At 37.0% G+C, this 13,905-nt stretch carries 13 protein-coding genes; 4 read left to right on the top strand and 9 right to left on the bottom strand.

What is annotated here, in order from left to right:
- The 4 genes from H0Z36_RS10625 to H0Z36_RS02375 form a co-directional block, all read right to left on the bottom strand.
- On the bottom strand, nt 1-1,248 hold the full coding sequence (locus H0Z36_RS10625) for a molybdopterin cofactor-binding domain-containing protein (protein WP_366508839.1): 1,248 nt from the start codon (nt 1,246-1,248) through the stop codon (nt 1-3).
- Nucleotide 1,249: 1 nt separating this feature from the next.
- Nucleotides 1,250-1,729, bottom strand: coding sequence for a (2Fe-2S)-binding protein (locus H0Z36_RS02385; protein ID WP_296863558.1), 480 nt, complete (start codon nt 1,727-1,729; stop codon nt 1,250-1,252).
- A 24-nt stretch (nt 1,730-1,753) separates the two neighbouring features.
- Nucleotides 1,754-2,623, bottom strand: coding sequence for an FAD binding domain-containing protein (locus H0Z36_RS02380; RefSeq protein ID WP_296863556.1), 870 nt, complete (start codon nt 2,621-2,623; stop codon nt 1,754-1,756).
- A gap of 339 nt (nt 2,624-2,962) precedes the next feature.
- Nucleotides 2,963-4,135 (bottom strand): NADP-dependent malic enzyme, encoded by a 1,173-nt coding sequence (locus tag H0Z36_RS02375; RefSeq protein ID WP_296863555.1) that lies wholly within the window; start codon nt 4,133-4,135, stop codon nt 2,963-2,965.
- 205 nt (nt 4,136-4,340) lie between these two features.
- Here H0Z36_RS02375 and H0Z36_RS02370 point away from each other — a divergent pair, with 205 nt between their 5' ends.
- Nucleotides 4,341-5,300, top strand: coding sequence for a D-2-hydroxyacid dehydrogenase (locus H0Z36_RS02370; protein ID WP_296863553.1), 960 nt, complete (start codon nt 4,341-4,343; stop codon nt 5,298-5,300).
- A gap of 115 nt (nt 5,301-5,415) precedes the next feature.
- Here the strand turns inward: H0Z36_RS02370 and H0Z36_RS02365 are convergent, their stop codons facing one another.
- A complete protein-coding gene (locus H0Z36_RS02365) occupies nt 5,416-5,718 on the bottom strand; it encodes a hypothetical protein (RefSeq protein WP_296863551.1) in 303 nt (100 codons plus the stop codon).
- Between the two features lie 107 nt (nt 5,719-5,825).
- Here H0Z36_RS02365 and H0Z36_RS02360 point away from each other — a divergent pair, with 107 nt between their 5' ends.
- Nucleotides 5,826-6,131 carry a hypothetical protein gene (locus H0Z36_RS02360; RefSeq protein ID WP_296863550.1) on the top strand — a complete coding sequence of 102 codons (306 nt, stop codon included), beginning with the start codon at nt 5,826-5,828 and terminating at the stop codon, nt 6,129-6,131.
- Nucleotides 6,132-6,133: 2 nt separating this feature from the next.
- On the opposite strand, the gene H0Z36_RS02355 is transcribed toward H0Z36_RS02360, so the two are convergent.
- The 4 genes from H0Z36_RS02355 to murB all read right to left on the bottom strand — a co-directional run bounded on the left by H0Z36_RS02355 (nt 6,134) and on the right by murB (nt 10,917).
- A complete protein-coding gene (locus H0Z36_RS02355; RefSeq protein WP_296863548.1) occupies nt 6,134-7,267 on the bottom strand; it encodes an HD-GYP domain-containing protein in 1,134 nt (377 codons plus the stop codon).
- A 132-nt stretch (nt 7,268-7,399) separates the two neighbouring features.
- A complete protein-coding gene (locus H0Z36_RS02350; RefSeq protein WP_296863546.1) occupies nt 7,400-8,221 on the bottom strand; it encodes an MBL fold metallo-hydrolase in 822 nt (273 codons plus the stop codon).
- 32 nt (nt 8,222-8,253) lie between these two features.
- Nucleotides 8,254-9,996, bottom strand: coding sequence for a B12-binding domain-containing radical SAM protein (locus tag H0Z36_RS02345; protein WP_296863543.1), 1,743 nt, complete (start codon nt 9,994-9,996; stop codon nt 8,254-8,256).
- A gap of 21 nt (nt 9,997-10,017) precedes the next feature.
- A complete protein-coding gene (gene murB, locus H0Z36_RS02340; protein ID WP_296863541.1) occupies nt 10,018-10,917 on the bottom strand; it encodes a UDP-N-acetylmuramate dehydrogenase in 900 nt (299 codons plus the stop codon).
- Between the two features lie 264 nt (nt 10,918-11,181).
- Between murB and H0Z36_RS02335 the strand changes: the two genes are divergently transcribed.
- Both H0Z36_RS02335 and H0Z36_RS02330 read left to right on the top strand, forming a co-directional pair.
- Nucleotides 11,182-12,582: an FAD-binding oxidoreductase gene (locus H0Z36_RS02335; protein WP_296863539.1), complete on the top strand. Its 1,401-nt coding sequence runs from the start codon at nt 11,182-11,184 to the stop codon at nt 12,580-12,582.
- 19 nt (nt 12,583-12,601) lie between these two features.
- A complete protein-coding gene (locus tag H0Z36_RS02330; RefSeq protein ID WP_296863537.1) occupies nt 12,602-13,894 on the top strand; it encodes a (Fe-S)-binding protein in 1,293 nt (430 codons plus the stop codon).
- Nucleotides 13,895-13,905 lie beyond the last annotated feature (11 nt).

Below are 13,905 nucleotides of genomic sequence, written 5' to 3'. Positions count from 1 at the left end.
TTAAAACATGCCTATAGCCTTAGCAGCTTTAGTAATACAATCGACTAAAGGAACGCTATCAGTTAAAGTCTGCCCATTAGCAGTTTGACTTCCTTTAGTAAACGCATTTTTAAGTCTTATCTCTACGGGGCTTATGTTAAGCTTTTCTGCTAAGATATCCATTTGCTGTTCAGTAGCAATCGGTACCTGGGTAGCCCCAAATCCGCGCATCGCACCGCAGAACGGATTATTTGTATATACCGCATAAGCATCTACTTTTACATTAGGTATTACATAAGGTCCGGTTACATGAATTCCAGATTTGCGGGTAACATTTATCGCCCAGGAAGCATATGCACCGGTATCAGCAATTATCTCGGCTTCTAAAGCTAAAAGCTTTCCTTCTTTATTAGCGCCCGTTTTAATCTTGATTATTTCCGGATGCCTCTTGGAGTGAGCATAAAAAGATTCTTCCCGGGAATATACAGCTTTTACCGGCCTTCCGGTATAAACAGCGGCCATAGCTAAATGAATTTGCAGAGTAATATCTTCTCTGCCGCCAAATGCTCCTCCTACCGCCGGGTTTATAACCTTAACCTTTTCAGCTGGAACTCCCATAGCTTCAGCAATTTCCAGCTGGTCAAAATGGGGATACTGAGTAGCTGCACATACTACTATGGTTCCATCATCTTCTACATAAGACACCCCTGCTTCCGGCTGTAAAAAAGCATGCTCTACCATAGAAGTGTTGTAAACATTCTCTACAATGACATCACTCTGGGCAAATCCTTCTTCAATATTCCCTTTTCTTAGTTTATAGTGATAAATAATATTGCTTTTTCCATCATGGACTTTTATTTCGTCTTTCATTGCTTCCACTGGGTCAAAAACAGCAGGAATCTCTTCATACTTTACTTCAATAGCTTCTATCGCTTCAGCAGCAATTTTTTCAGAAACAGCAACTACAAACGCTATCGGATCGCCAATGCGGCGTACTTTCTTTTCACATAAAACCTCATGATCCTTAAAAAGCACCCCATGAGAATTATGTCCTGGCACATCTTTCGCGGTAAATATTTTTACAACTCCTTCAATCTTTTCAGCTTTGCTGGTATCTAAAGTAAAATAAGCATGAGGTACACTTGAACGTAAAGTTTTTCCAAAAAGCATATTATCCATATATATATCCTGAGGATAAATTGCCTTACCTGTAACCTTAGCCAGTCCATCAACCCTTATGACACTTTTTCCTATGACATTAAAGTCCATTTTATTTCCCTCCTTGGTTAAGGTACTCAGCTGCTTTCTTAACTGCGCTGACGATTTTAGCATATCCAGTACAACGACACAAATTTCCGGATATCCCCTCTTTTATTTGTTCATCAGTGGGATTAGGATTTTTATCTAATAATGCTTTAGCAGCTAAAACCATAGCCGGGGTACAAAAGCCGCATTGTACAGCTCCTTCATCCAAAAAAGCCTGCTGTATAGGATGAAGGGTTCCATCTTCGCTCTGTAAGCCTTCAATAGTTATTATTTCTTTACCATCAGCCTGGAAAGCCATAACCAGACATGAAGTAACCAGGTTTCCATCCATAATTACAGAACATGCCCCACATTCACCTTCGGCACAACCTTCTTTTACTCCGGTAAATCCAAGCTTATCCCGCAAAAGATCTAAAAGCCTCATATCTTCTTCAACTTCAACAGTATAAGGTTTTCCGTTTACTTTAAGAGAAATTGTTTTCATAGTCTTCACCTCGAAAAAAATTTTTTAACAAACAACCGATAAAGCTTTATTTAATGCTTCTTTAAACACACCTTTTATTGCATAAGGCTTATAGTCTTTTTCAACTGGAGGTCTTCCGGCTAATCTTTGTTCTAATATCTTGCCGAAAAATTCAGTGGCTTCTTCAATAACATCTTCGTGTAAAGTTTTTCCTTTAAGGAAAGCTTCTACTTCTTTTTCCCGGATCGGGAATTTAGCTAAAGCGCCACTTCCTATACGGACATCTTTACAGTTAATATCATTGTCTGTTTCGACAAAAACTGCAATTGAAATCGAAGAAATTGCCAGAGCATTTCTAAGACCGAGTTTTACAAAACCTAAACCTTGGCCTGGTTTAGAATTTAAAAACTTAACCGCATATAATATTTCATCAGGTTCTAATTTAACCTTACCGCGGTCAAGATAAAATTCTTCTAAAGGAACTTCACGGGTATTATTTTTACTTTTTACCACCGCAACAGCGCCTAATGCCAAAAGAGCAGGAACAGTATCAGCAGCAGGAGATCCATTACATATGTTACCACCTACAGTCCCCAGGTTTCTGATTTGAGGAGAACCTACATGTCCAGCAGCATCTTTCAAACCTTTAAAAGCATCACTTATAATGCCGCTGTTTTTAATAGTTGTAAATTTAGTCGCAGCTCCTATTTCAATAAATTCTCCGCTTTTCCTGATAAAATTAAGCTCATCTACATCAGAAATGTCTATTATCACTTCCGGGGCTATTTTCTTCTCTCTAAGCTGGATTACAAAATCAGTTCCTCCTGCAATAACCTTTGCCCTTTCGCGGTTTTCCGCCAGTAAATTAAGAACTTCATCTAACTTTTCGGCTTTAATGACTTTTTTTAGTTCCATAAAAACCTCCCTTTCTACAGTGCCAGAAACCTGAATTCTTTTAAGACTTAGTTTTCGCTTTAAACCTGCAGTTTATTAGAAATGTCCACCATAAATGAAAATGCAATTTTTATGCCATAAATCATATGTAAAATTAAAAATTTATTAAAAAACTTAAACAGACAGATAAAAATCTTAAAAATTTTTTTCGTTTTTATCAATTTAAAAACAAAACAAAAAACGGACATTTTTTCTTACAGGAAAAAATGTCCGTCCAAGGTCTATAAAAATTCTATAATATTTTATAATAATATTCATAAATTTATATAATAATACTCATAATCTTTCCATTTCCAAATTTTAAATCCTAGCAACTCCTGTTTCCCTCGCTGCTCTGGTAACAGCTTCGGCAATGACCTGTACCACCTTTTTATTGAGTGCATAAGGAATAATATTTTCTTCACTAAGCTCATTTTCTGGAATTATATCTGCAATAGCATAAGCAGCAGCAATTTTCATTTCTTCATTTATTACGCGTGCCCTGACATCAAGTGCTCCCCGGAATATTCCGGGAAAAGCCAAAACATTGTTGATCTGATTGGGAAAATCCGAACGCCCGGTTGCTACTATTCTAGCTCCAGCTTCTTTAGCCAAATTAGGCATAATCTCCGGTACCGGATTAGCCATAGCAAAAACAATAGCATTTTTATTCATAGATTTAATCATCCCCATATCAACTACATTAGGAGCAGAAACTCCTATAAATACATCCGCTCCTTTCAATGCATCCCTTAAGGTTCCTTTAAGCTTTTCTCTATTAGTTATACGAGCCAACTCTATTTTTTGATAAGTAAGTCTTTCATCTCCATCGCACAAAATCCCTTTCTCATCACATACCAGGATGTCCTGAACACCTATGCCGATGAGCATTTTGGTTATGGCTGTTCCAGCAGCCCCCGGCCCATTAACTACAATTCGGGTATTCTTTATGTCTCTTCCGGTAATTTTTAAAGCATTTAAAAGCCCTGCGGTAGTAACTACAGCCGTTCCATGCTGGTCATCATGAAAAACCGGAATATCAAGCTCTTCTTTAAGCCTTTCTTCAATTTCAAAACACCTGGGAGCAGATATATCTTCTAAATTAATTCCGCCAAATGAAGGTGACAAGTATTTCACCGTTTTTACTATTTCATTGACATCCTGGGTATCAAGGCATATAGGGAAAGCATCGATTCCTGCAAATTCCTTGAATAATATGGCTTTGCCTTCCATAACAGGCAGAGCTGCTTCAGGTCCAATATTTCCCAAGCCCAAAACTGCTGAACCATCTGTTATTACTGCAACCATATTTCCTTTAGATGTATATCTGTAAACTTCATCCCTGCAGGAATAAATCTCTTTGCAGGGTTCAGCTACTCCGGGAGTATAGACCACACTCAAATCTTCACGATCTTTTATTTTTACTTTGCTTATCACTTCAATTTTTCCTTTATATTCAGAATGCAGAGCAAGCGCTCTTTTCCCAAAATCCACCTAACTCATCTCCTAACTGTTTTTTCGTTTTGAAATCAAGTTTAGTTTACAGCTTTCCAACATTACTAACTTATCTTAAAAAAAATGCGATTGCAAGGTATTCAAAAAAATACAATGTTGTTTTTGTTAAAGAAACATAATAATATTTAAGCAAAAGCCTCTGTTTAAGAGGTTTTTATTATTTTTAAAAAGGAGAGATGCCATCTTGCTTAATCTTTGCATACTCGATGCTGATACCTTAGGTTCAGATGTAGATTTAAGCATTTTTGAAGAATTCGGCAATTTAACAATTTATCCGGCAACTTTTAAAGATGAAGTAGTAGAACGAATTAAAGACCAGGATATAATCATCACTAACAAAGTAGTCTTAAACGAAAATAATTTATCTTATGCTCCCCGGGTCCAACTCATATGTATTACTGCTACCGGCACCAACAATGTTGACTTAGAATACACCAGGAAACGCGGTATAACTGTAACTAATGTCGCTGGATACTCTACTCCCAGTGTAGTTCAGCATACCTTTGGCATGCTTTTTTATCTCATGGAATCTTTAAAGTACTATGATGATTATGTAAAATCAGGTCGATATACTGACAGTAATCTTTTTACTCATCTCGGCAAACCTTTTAATGAGATTAAAGATAAAACCTGGGGTATTATAGGACTCGGAACTATAGGTTTTGAAGTAGCAAAAGTCGCCTCTGCTTTTGGCTGTAAAGTAATCTATTTTTCCACCTCCGGAAAGAACAACAATCCTGCTTATAAAAAAGTGGAATGGGAAGAGTTGATAACCACTTCCGATATAATTTCAATTCACTGCCCTTTAAATGAAAAAACAAAAAACCTCATTACCTACAAAGAACTGCAAAAAATGAAAAAGAATGTTTTCCTGCTGAATCTAGGGAGAGGCAGCATTGTCAATGAAGCCGACCTTGCCCGGGCTCTAGACGAAAATCTCATAGCAGGAGCAGGTCTTGATGTACTGGAAAATGAACCCTTAAAAAAAGATAATCCGCTTCTCCATATAAAAAACAAGGATAAGCTTTTAATTACTCCTCATATAGCATGGGGCAGCCGTGAAGCGCGCATTAGATTAATAGAGGAAGTAAAACTTAATATTGCCGCTTTTCTCAAAGGTGAACGGCGCAATATAGTGGAATAAAAGGTTTCAAAAAAACATAACTCCCCACTAATGGAGAGTTAGAGGAAGATATGCGATTAAGCCCCTGGCAAATAGCTTATGTTAAATTAGTTTCCAACATAAGTCAATAAATATTTTATAACCACATATTACAATATTCTTCACCTGCTTTGGCAGCATATTCCTCTATTTCTTGTTTGGGAGGAGGACTTAATTCTGTAAAATCTACTCCATGGTAACATTTGGGGCAAACTAAACGATAGCCATCAAACATATCGCCATTTCCATTTATATAAGCGAGCAGCACCTGAATCAAGACCGGGCAGGTATCTTCGCCTATTGAATATCGCGCAGCAGTAGCTAACGACCAGTTATACTCATCTGATTCTCTCTTACAATAGGGACATTTTATTGCCAATCTGGTTTTTTCTTTTAACATTGTTGCTCACCATTAAAAGTATTTTATATAATATTACTATACATTAATTTTTATTTTTTTAAAATACTTTTAGTAAAATATTTTATCGAAAGATAGGAGAAGAAATTATGCGAAAAAACGAAAAGGCTGTTTTAATGATTTACTGCATGAAATGCGGGAATAACGTAAATGAGTATAACTGGACTTTGGCGACTGCAGCCAGGTTTTCGACACCTGATAATAAAGTTTCTACTTTAATCAGCCTTCTTAAAAAGATAGCCCAGGGGGAAAAGTTTAACATTGAAGATTATTGGCTCATATGCCCCCGCTGTAATGAAAAAGTAAAACTCGCCCATGTTCCCGTTCCTCCGATAGAAGAAATAAACAAATACATAGAACAGGTAGGCGAGGAATATTGCCAGTTCAAATTTTAATTCTACGATCCAAAATTTCTTATAATCATTTCATCTTTAAGTGTATATTGGGATAATATTTCAGCCGCCTGAGCATTATTTAAAGCATGTTTTATCTGTATGTTGTCAAAAAGACTTAAATCTATTTCTTTGATTAATTGATAAGGTTTGTTATTCATATCCAGCAAAATCTTTACACGCGGTTTAGATAAATTATCCGGGTTTTCCCCCAGGACTACCGCTGTATCTCCCGTCGTTAACTTTACTAAGGTTCCCGGCGGATAAGGAATGATATGCTGTGATAACAAATCAACATACTCCTTTTTTATATGACCTGAACTTTCTTTATAAAGAATCTCAAGGGCTTCTTGATTTGAATAGCCCAGACGGTAAGGACGATCTGAAACTAGAGCGTCAAATATATCAGCAACCGCGGCAATCTGGGCAAATTCGTGTATCTTATCCCCTCTCAGCCCTTGGGGATAACCCTTTCCACTAATATGTTCATGATGCTGTAAGGCTACATGAGCAGAAACAAGAGAAACCTCCTGGGAGTTTCTTATGATATTAAAACCTTCCCAGGGATGTTTTTTTATAAATTCTTTTTCAAAATCATCTAAAACACCAGGTTTATTTAATATCTTTTGCGGAACGGTTATCTTGCCAATATCATGGAGAATGGCTCCTATCCCTAAATTTCTGAGCTTTTCCCTGTTGTATCCGTTTTTTATCCCAATAATAAGCGACAATATGCATACACTCACGCTGTGTTGGTAAGTATAAGAATCATAATCCCGTATGTCCTCAAGCCCGATAGCTAAATTTTGATTTCGTAAAAGCTCGTCAATTATCAAATCTACCTGAGATTTTATTGCTTTTAAAGTCAAGCGTCCTGTATTCATACAGGATTTAAAAGTTTCCCGCAAAACCTTATTGGACTCTATAATAACCTCTTCCGCAACTGGACCGACAGTTTTTTCAATCCCCAGAACATCTTTAACATATACAGCCGGTATTCCTTTTTCCTGTATTCTCTTGATATAATATTCATTTAGGACCTGTCCTGCCGTTAAAAGCACTCTCTTATATTCGGGTTCAATTATTGCCCGCGCTAAAACCATACCAGGAACTAAATTGGAGGCAGGTACTTTTATCATAATTTTTCACCACTTATTACAATATATATGCCAAAATTTGTCTAAATCGTTATTCAAGATTCAATAACCGACATAAAATATTGTACTATAAAAGTAATTTTTATCCAATACCTGTTATTAAAATTTTTATTTTCAGCACTCGGACCCTGTCAAAACTGATTTAACCAGATTAATCTTTCCAAAATCCCCTTCTGTTGGTCCGTATAAGACTGATTCCTCTCCTAAAACCTGTCTGGTTATCTCTTCTATATCTTTGTCCTTATCATACAAAGCAAAAATTTCTTCCTTTATCCTTTCAAAATATTCGATTTTTTGCTTTAATGCTTTTTTAGCATCTTTCATTATTATCTTTCCTGAACCGCAGAATATAGTTGAAAATTCATACTGATAAAGCTTATACAATGAAGCTAGAATTTCATGAAAATTTTCGTCACTGCGCAAGGTTTTCAGTTCTTCTCTTATAAAAATATCCCCGCTGAAAAGCCAGCCCTTTTTAGGCTCTAAAAGGCATATATGGTCATCACTGTGTCCGGGAGTATGGATAACTTTGAACTGGTAATTAGCAGTTTCAACTGTTTCTCCAATAACCTGGGCTTTAGATGGAGGTGGACTGCCCCAGGCAATATGCTGATATGCTCTAAGCCTCTGTATCCATGTTTCGGGTCTTTGTATGCGTTCTACCGCCTTATAGTGAGCCAAGATTTTTTCTACGCCCCTTTTTTGCTGAAATACTATATTATTACCAATGTGATCCTCATGGTGGTGGGTGTTGACAATTATATTTACCGGCAGATCTTTAAATGCTTCTTCTATTTCGTCACTTACATGGACAGGACCTGTATCAATCAAAAGGCCGTCAACATAGTAGCAAGCCATCGTGTAGACAGGTTTGCCCTCGAACAACCTTGCCATTTCAAGCTGCAAAACCGGGCCATACCATGTTTTTTTAATCATCTTCTCCTCTCCCCCCCATTTTTAAAATCAGATCATAAAAAAGAACTTACATCTACTACCTTTTCCGCTTTTTTCCTCACCGGGTTATATATAAATAATACAGGAATAATTTTACAAAAACAATTTTTTTTATAAATAGTATTATCTTGCAGATATTCCAAATGGACATACCTTCTTATTTCACGCGCGGTTTTGCCTTCCCATTCAGGAATAGTCTGTTTTATAAAATCCCGATTTTTAAGTAATTTATAAAGAATTTCACCCGCATTATCAGGATTAAAACTTACAAAGCCGGAAGGCAAATTGTGGGCATGATTATTTAAAAAATAGTCATATTTTAATAACTCTACTGCGAAATAATCTTCTTCATGTTCTCTTAAAATAAAATCACGCAGAATCATATATTCAGCCTCTCTTTTATGAGAACGATCAAAAAGTTCTCTTTCTTCCCAAAAATCAGCCATTTTTTCATAAAAAATAAAAGCATCATTCTGATACATCTTCTCTACTAGATATTTTAAGGTATTCTTAGCTATCCCCGAATTGTAATATTTTTCTATTAATTCCTCGATTTCCTTGAGTTTTATAAGTTCTTCATAGGATATATAATAATTTTTTAAAACCTGATACGGAGGTTTATTCTGGAACAAATAACCATATTTACAACTGTCATGTCGGATAGGAGAACCCTTTAAAAGTTTTAAAAAACCCAACTGAATAACATCAGGTTCCAAATTATATACATCGTTAAAAGATTTTTTAAAAGTAATATAATCTTCGAAAGGTAAGCCGGCGATCAAATCTAAATGAATATGTATATTCTGGCTTATAATCAGTTCCTTTATCTTTCTTTTAAGGACTTGCCAATTACTCCTGCGGTTTATCGCTTGCAGGGTTTTTTCACAGGTAGATTGAATCCCTATTTCAAAATCAAAAATACCCGGTGGGATTCCTTTTAAAAAATCTATCATTTCGTCAGAAAGCAATTCAGCACCAATTTCAAAATGAAACCGGGTGCAAGAATTATTTTCAAGAATAAACTCCATTATTTCACGTGCTCTCTCTTCATTACAATTGAAAGTCCGGTCAACTAGCTTAACCTCTTTAACCTTTTCTTCCATAAAGAGCAATAAATCCTTTTTAACCCTTTCTAAAGAAAAATACCTGACACCTTTCATAGTTGAAGAGAGGCAGTAGCTACAGTTAAATGGACAGCCGCGGGAAGTTTCATAATAAATGATTTTATCTTTATAATAGGTTCTGATATTTTCCCTGTTATAAGGTGAAGGTATTATATCTAAGTCATCTATCAATTCACGGTCATCGTTGTGATATATATAATCCCCTTGCCTGTAGGTTATTCCTTTAACATTCTTAAAACTACCTTGTCCACAAAAAGCCCTTAATAACTCTTTTAAAGTTATCTCCCCTTCACCGCGGATAATGAAATCTATCTCCTGGTGTTTTTTAAGAAGAGAAACCGGATCATATGAAACCTCTGGTCCCCCTAAAACAATACAGGTCTGAGGAGAAATCTTTTTGAAATCTGCACAAAGCTGTAAAATATATTCAATATTCCAGATATAACAGGAAAAAGCCAATACATCCGGTCTTTTCCGGAATATTTCAGCCATAATATTTTCCAGGTTTTCGTTTATGGAATATTCTTTTATCTCCATATCCCAGGCTCCATCTTTACAATAGGCGTATAAATAAGCCATAGCCAAAGAAGAATGGATATATTTTGCATTAAGGGTAGATAGAAGCACTCTCATTACCTTCTACTCCTGACATTACTATTCTTCACCAATAATCTTAATTTCCGGTTCTAATTCAACATTATAAACCTCTCTTACCTTACTCTTTATATAGTCGATTAATTGCAAAACATCTTCACAAGTTGCTCCTCCTGCATTAACAATAAATCCGGCATGTTTGTCAGAGACCTCGGCACCTCCGATTCGGTAGCCCTTTAAACCCAATTTTTCAAGCATAGGTCCTACATAATAACCTTCCGGCCTTTTAAAAATACTCCCAGCACTGGGCATATTAAGCGGCTGTTTTTCCCGCCTCCTGGCGGCAAATTCACGCATACAGACCAAAATCTGCTCTTTATTCCCCTTTTTAAGTTGCATTTTAGCTCCTAATATAATATATCCGTTATCCTGAAAAATACTGTATCGATAGCTTAACCTCATTTCATTCTTTAAGAAAGTTTTCATTTCACCATCGGGGCTTACAGCATGGACTTCTTTTAAAATATCTTTCATTTCTCCGCCATAAGCTCCTGCATTCATGAAGACTGCTCCTCCAAGGCTTCCAGGTATACCTTCGGCAAACTCTAAACCGCTCAAACTATTTTCCGCTGCTTTTTTGGCAAGATAAGATAATCTTATTCCAGCTTCAGCATATATTTCATTATCTTCTACTTTGAAATCATTAAGGCAATTCCCTATTTTAATAACAATTCCCCGGACTCCCTTGTCTCTTACCAGGAGATTGCTGCCGAATCCCATAATAAACAGCGGTATACCTTTTTCCCGCGCAAAAAATAATACTTTTTGTATATCCCCAATTGATTCCGGCAGTACTACAATATCAGCCGGTCCTCCAATTTTAAAACTGGTATGATTAGACATAGGCTCATTAAATCTTAAAGTATGGACAGGCAGAATACGGGTCAGCTCTTCGTACATAATAAAAAAATCTCCTTTTTTCAATTACTTTTATTTTATTGAATTTTAATTTCAGTTATGCTTTTATTTAAATTCTTCAATTTTAATTTTAAAATATTCAGATCACAGATATAAACTTTATAACCGCATATTAGATTATACCGTATTAACAATCCCTTTATAAAGTTCTCTTGATTTTGCGATATTTTTTAAAGTTTTTTTATCATTATGATATAATTAGCATTAAAAATTCTGTAATTAAACTATACTTTGGAGAGTGAAAAGATGGATAAAAAGCAGGTGAAGAAGGAACTAACCAACCTACTGGGCTCAAAAAAGGTGCTTACAAATGAAATCGATCTCATGTATTATTCCTATGACAGTTCTTTTCTAACTAAACTTAAACCTGTCCCTCCTACTGCCGTAGTCTTTCCTAAATCTACTGAAGATGTGCAGAAAGTCATGGCCTTCGCCTATAATCATGAAATAAATGTTATACCCAGAGGAGCAGGAACCGGAGAAACCGGAGGATGTGTAGCCATAAATGACGGTATAGTCCTTGATTTATCTACCTTTGACGAAATCGTAGAAATAGATGTCAGCAATATGCAGGTCATAGTAAGACCGGGTATAGTTCATGCCCAGCTCAATAAGGAACTGGCAAAATACAATCTGTTTTTTCCACCTGATCCAGGCAGCAGCCAAATGTGCACAGTAGGAGGCATGGTAGCAAACAATGCCAGTGGGCTCAGAGCCGTAAAATACGGCTGTACAGAACAGTATGTTTTAGGGTTAGAAGTAGTTCTTCCTAATGGAGATGTTATAACTACCGGTGGGGTAAAATCAAAAGCCATAAAAAATGTATCTGGTCTTAACCTTACCAAACTCATGGTAGGTTCAGAGGGGATTTTAGGAGTAGTAACTAAAATAAGATTGCGCTGTTGGCCTAAACCTAAAGCACGTGGGATTGCCATGGCTGTCTTTGATAATTTAGATGATGCTCCGGCTACTGTCCTAGAAGTATACAAGGCTGGTATTCTACCTTCAGGTATTGAAATTTTAGATAGTTCAGCTATCGAAGCTGTAAATCAATTTAAGCCGGATATAAATTTGCCTAACGCTGAAGCTATCCTTCTCTTCGAAGTTGACGGCAATCCACCCAGTGTGGAATATGAAGGAACGACTATAAAAGAAATTGCCGAAAAAAGAGCGCGCATGGTAGAATGGGCAACTGACCCCAAACGTATGGCTGAACTTTGGGAAGGAAGAAGTGTTACGGCTGCGGCTGCTGCCCGGGTTCGGCCTGATGGAAGCCGGATTTTTGCCGGTGAAGATATAAGTGTGCCGCTTTCTAAGGTAGCTGATACCCTACGGGCTATTCGCAAATTGGGTGAAAAATATGGAATCAAGGTAGTAAATTATGGGCACATAGGGGATGGTAATGTCCACACCGCACCGGTAATTAATCCGGAAAATCCTGAAGAAGTTGAAAAGGTAAAGCAGTTGGTGCATGAAATTCATCTTTTAGCTATTGAAATGGAAGGAACAACTACCGGAGAACACGGGGTCGGAGTAGTCAGACGGGAGTATGCTGAAGTTGAACACGGACTTGCACACCAATATATGAAAAAAATTAAAAATGTCTTTGACCCTAAAGGTATCATGAATCCAGATAAACTTATTTAATCTGAAAGGAAGAGATATCATGGATTTTCGCAACATACCTCCCGTAAAAGAACAAATAATGAAATGTGTGCGCTGCGGAAAATGTCGCAGTGTATGTCCGGTTTTTGCTGAAATCCGCAATGAAACTGCTGCTCCCCGTGGACATGTCTTTATGGTGCAGATGCTGCGCGATGGTGTAGTTGAACCGAATAATGAGATATATGAGCGTTTAGCAAATTGTCTAATGTGTGAAACCTGCAGCATAAACTGTCCTTCTGGGATTGATATTCATGAACTAAACGCTGCCGCCCGTTCATATATATACGAAAACAATCCCAGTCTGGGTAAAGAGCTTATATTCGATACATTATGGACTAAGCCTGGTCTGTTAAAAACTTCTACAAAATTAATGTGGGGAGCCCAAAAAACCGGACTGCAGCCTTTAGCCCGTAGAACAGGGCTTACCCGTCTGCTTCCCGGTGATCTAGGAAAAGCTGAGCAGATTTTATCTTCAGTTCCAGCCCGTTCAGCCCGCAGCCAGCTGAAAAATAAATACAAAGCACAGGGTGAAAAAAAATATACGGTTGGTTACTTTTTGGGTTGCGGAACCGACCTCCTTAATCCCGGAGTAGCACTGGCCACGGTTGATGTTCTGACCAGAAATGGCTGTGAGGTAATCATTCCTCCCGAAACTAAATGCTGTGGACTTCCCCATATAGCAAATGGTAAATTAGAAACAGCCCGGCTTCTTGCTATTCACAATATTAAGATATTCAATATGTATGATTTTGACTATATAATCACTGACTGTGCTTCCTGTTCATCTGCCTTATCTCGTAAAAATATGGAATTTCTGTTAGGTGGTCTCAAAATTGAAGATGAAGCAAAGCTTTTTGCTGATAAAGTTATGGATTTAACTAAATTCCTGATAGAAATAATTGATATAAAAATCCCGGAAAACGGTTATAATGAGAAGATAAAAGTCACCTACCACGATCCCTGTCATTTAGCCAATGCTCAAGGGATAAAAAGTGAACCGCGTGAGCTTTTAAAGCGTATTCCAGGTGTTACCTTGATTGAGATGTCAGATGCCAACCGCTGCTGTGGCGGTTCTGGAACCTATGTTCTTACCCATTATGATCTTTCTATGAAAATCCTGGATAAAAAAATGGACAGCATAATGGAAACCGGAGCAGAAAAAATAGCTACCTGTTGTCCCAGCTGTATAATGCAGCTGAAACATGGAACTAAACGGCATAATTATAAGAGCGAGGTTGTCCATCCGATAGAACTGATAAGCCAGGCTTACAACAAGCCTATATTAAAGAAATAAATAAATCTGAG

The organism is Thermosyntropha sp. (assembly GCF_017656155.1).
Lineage (GTDB): Bacteria > Bacillota > Syntrophomonadia > Syntrophomonadales > Syntrophomonadaceae > Thermosyntropha.
The sequence above is the reverse complement of the archived record's forward strand: the minus strand, read 5'-3'. Positions and strand labels throughout refer to the sequence as shown.

Coding starts and splice junctions, on each gene's coding strand:
- H0Z36_RS02345 (WP_296863543.1), bottom strand. CDS start 9,996: ATGAGAGTGCTTCTATCTACCCTTAATGCAAAATATATCCATTCTTCT.
- H0Z36_RS02380 (WP_296863556.1), bottom strand. CDS start 2,623: ATGGAACTAAAAAAAGTCATTAAAGCCGAAAAGTTAGATGAAGTTCTT.
- H0Z36_RS02360 (WP_296863550.1), top strand. CDS start 5,826: ATGCGAAAAAACGAAAAGGCTGTTTTAATGATTTACTGCATGAAATGC.
- H0Z36_RS02350 (WP_296863546.1), bottom strand. CDS start 8,221: ATGATTAAAAAAACATGGTATGGCCCGGTTTTGCAGCTTGAAATGGCA.
- H0Z36_RS02330 (WP_296863537.1), top strand. CDS start 12,602: ATGGATTTTCGCAACATACCTCCCGTAAAAGAACAAATAATGAAATGT.
- murB (WP_296863541.1), bottom strand. CDS start 10,917: ATGTACGAAGAGCTGACCCGTATTCTGCCTGTCCATACTTTAAGATTT.
- H0Z36_RS02335 (WP_296863539.1), top strand. CDS start 11,182: ATGGATAAAAAGCAGGTGAAGAAGGAACTAACCAACCTACTGGGCTCA.
- H0Z36_RS10625 (WP_366508839.1), bottom strand. CDS start 1,248: ATGGACTTTAATGTCATAGGAAAAAGTGTCATAAGGGTTGATGGACTG.
- H0Z36_RS02365 (WP_296863551.1), bottom strand. CDS start 5,718: ATGTTAAAAGAAAAAACCAGATTGGCAATAAAATGTCCCTATTGTAAG.
- H0Z36_RS02355 (WP_296863548.1), bottom strand. CDS start 7,267: ATGATAAAAGTACCTGCCTCCAATTTAGTTCCTGGTATGGTTTTAGCG.
- H0Z36_RS02385 (WP_296863558.1), bottom strand. CDS start 1,729: ATGAAAACAATTTCTCTTAAAGTAAACGGAAAACCTTATACTGTTGAA.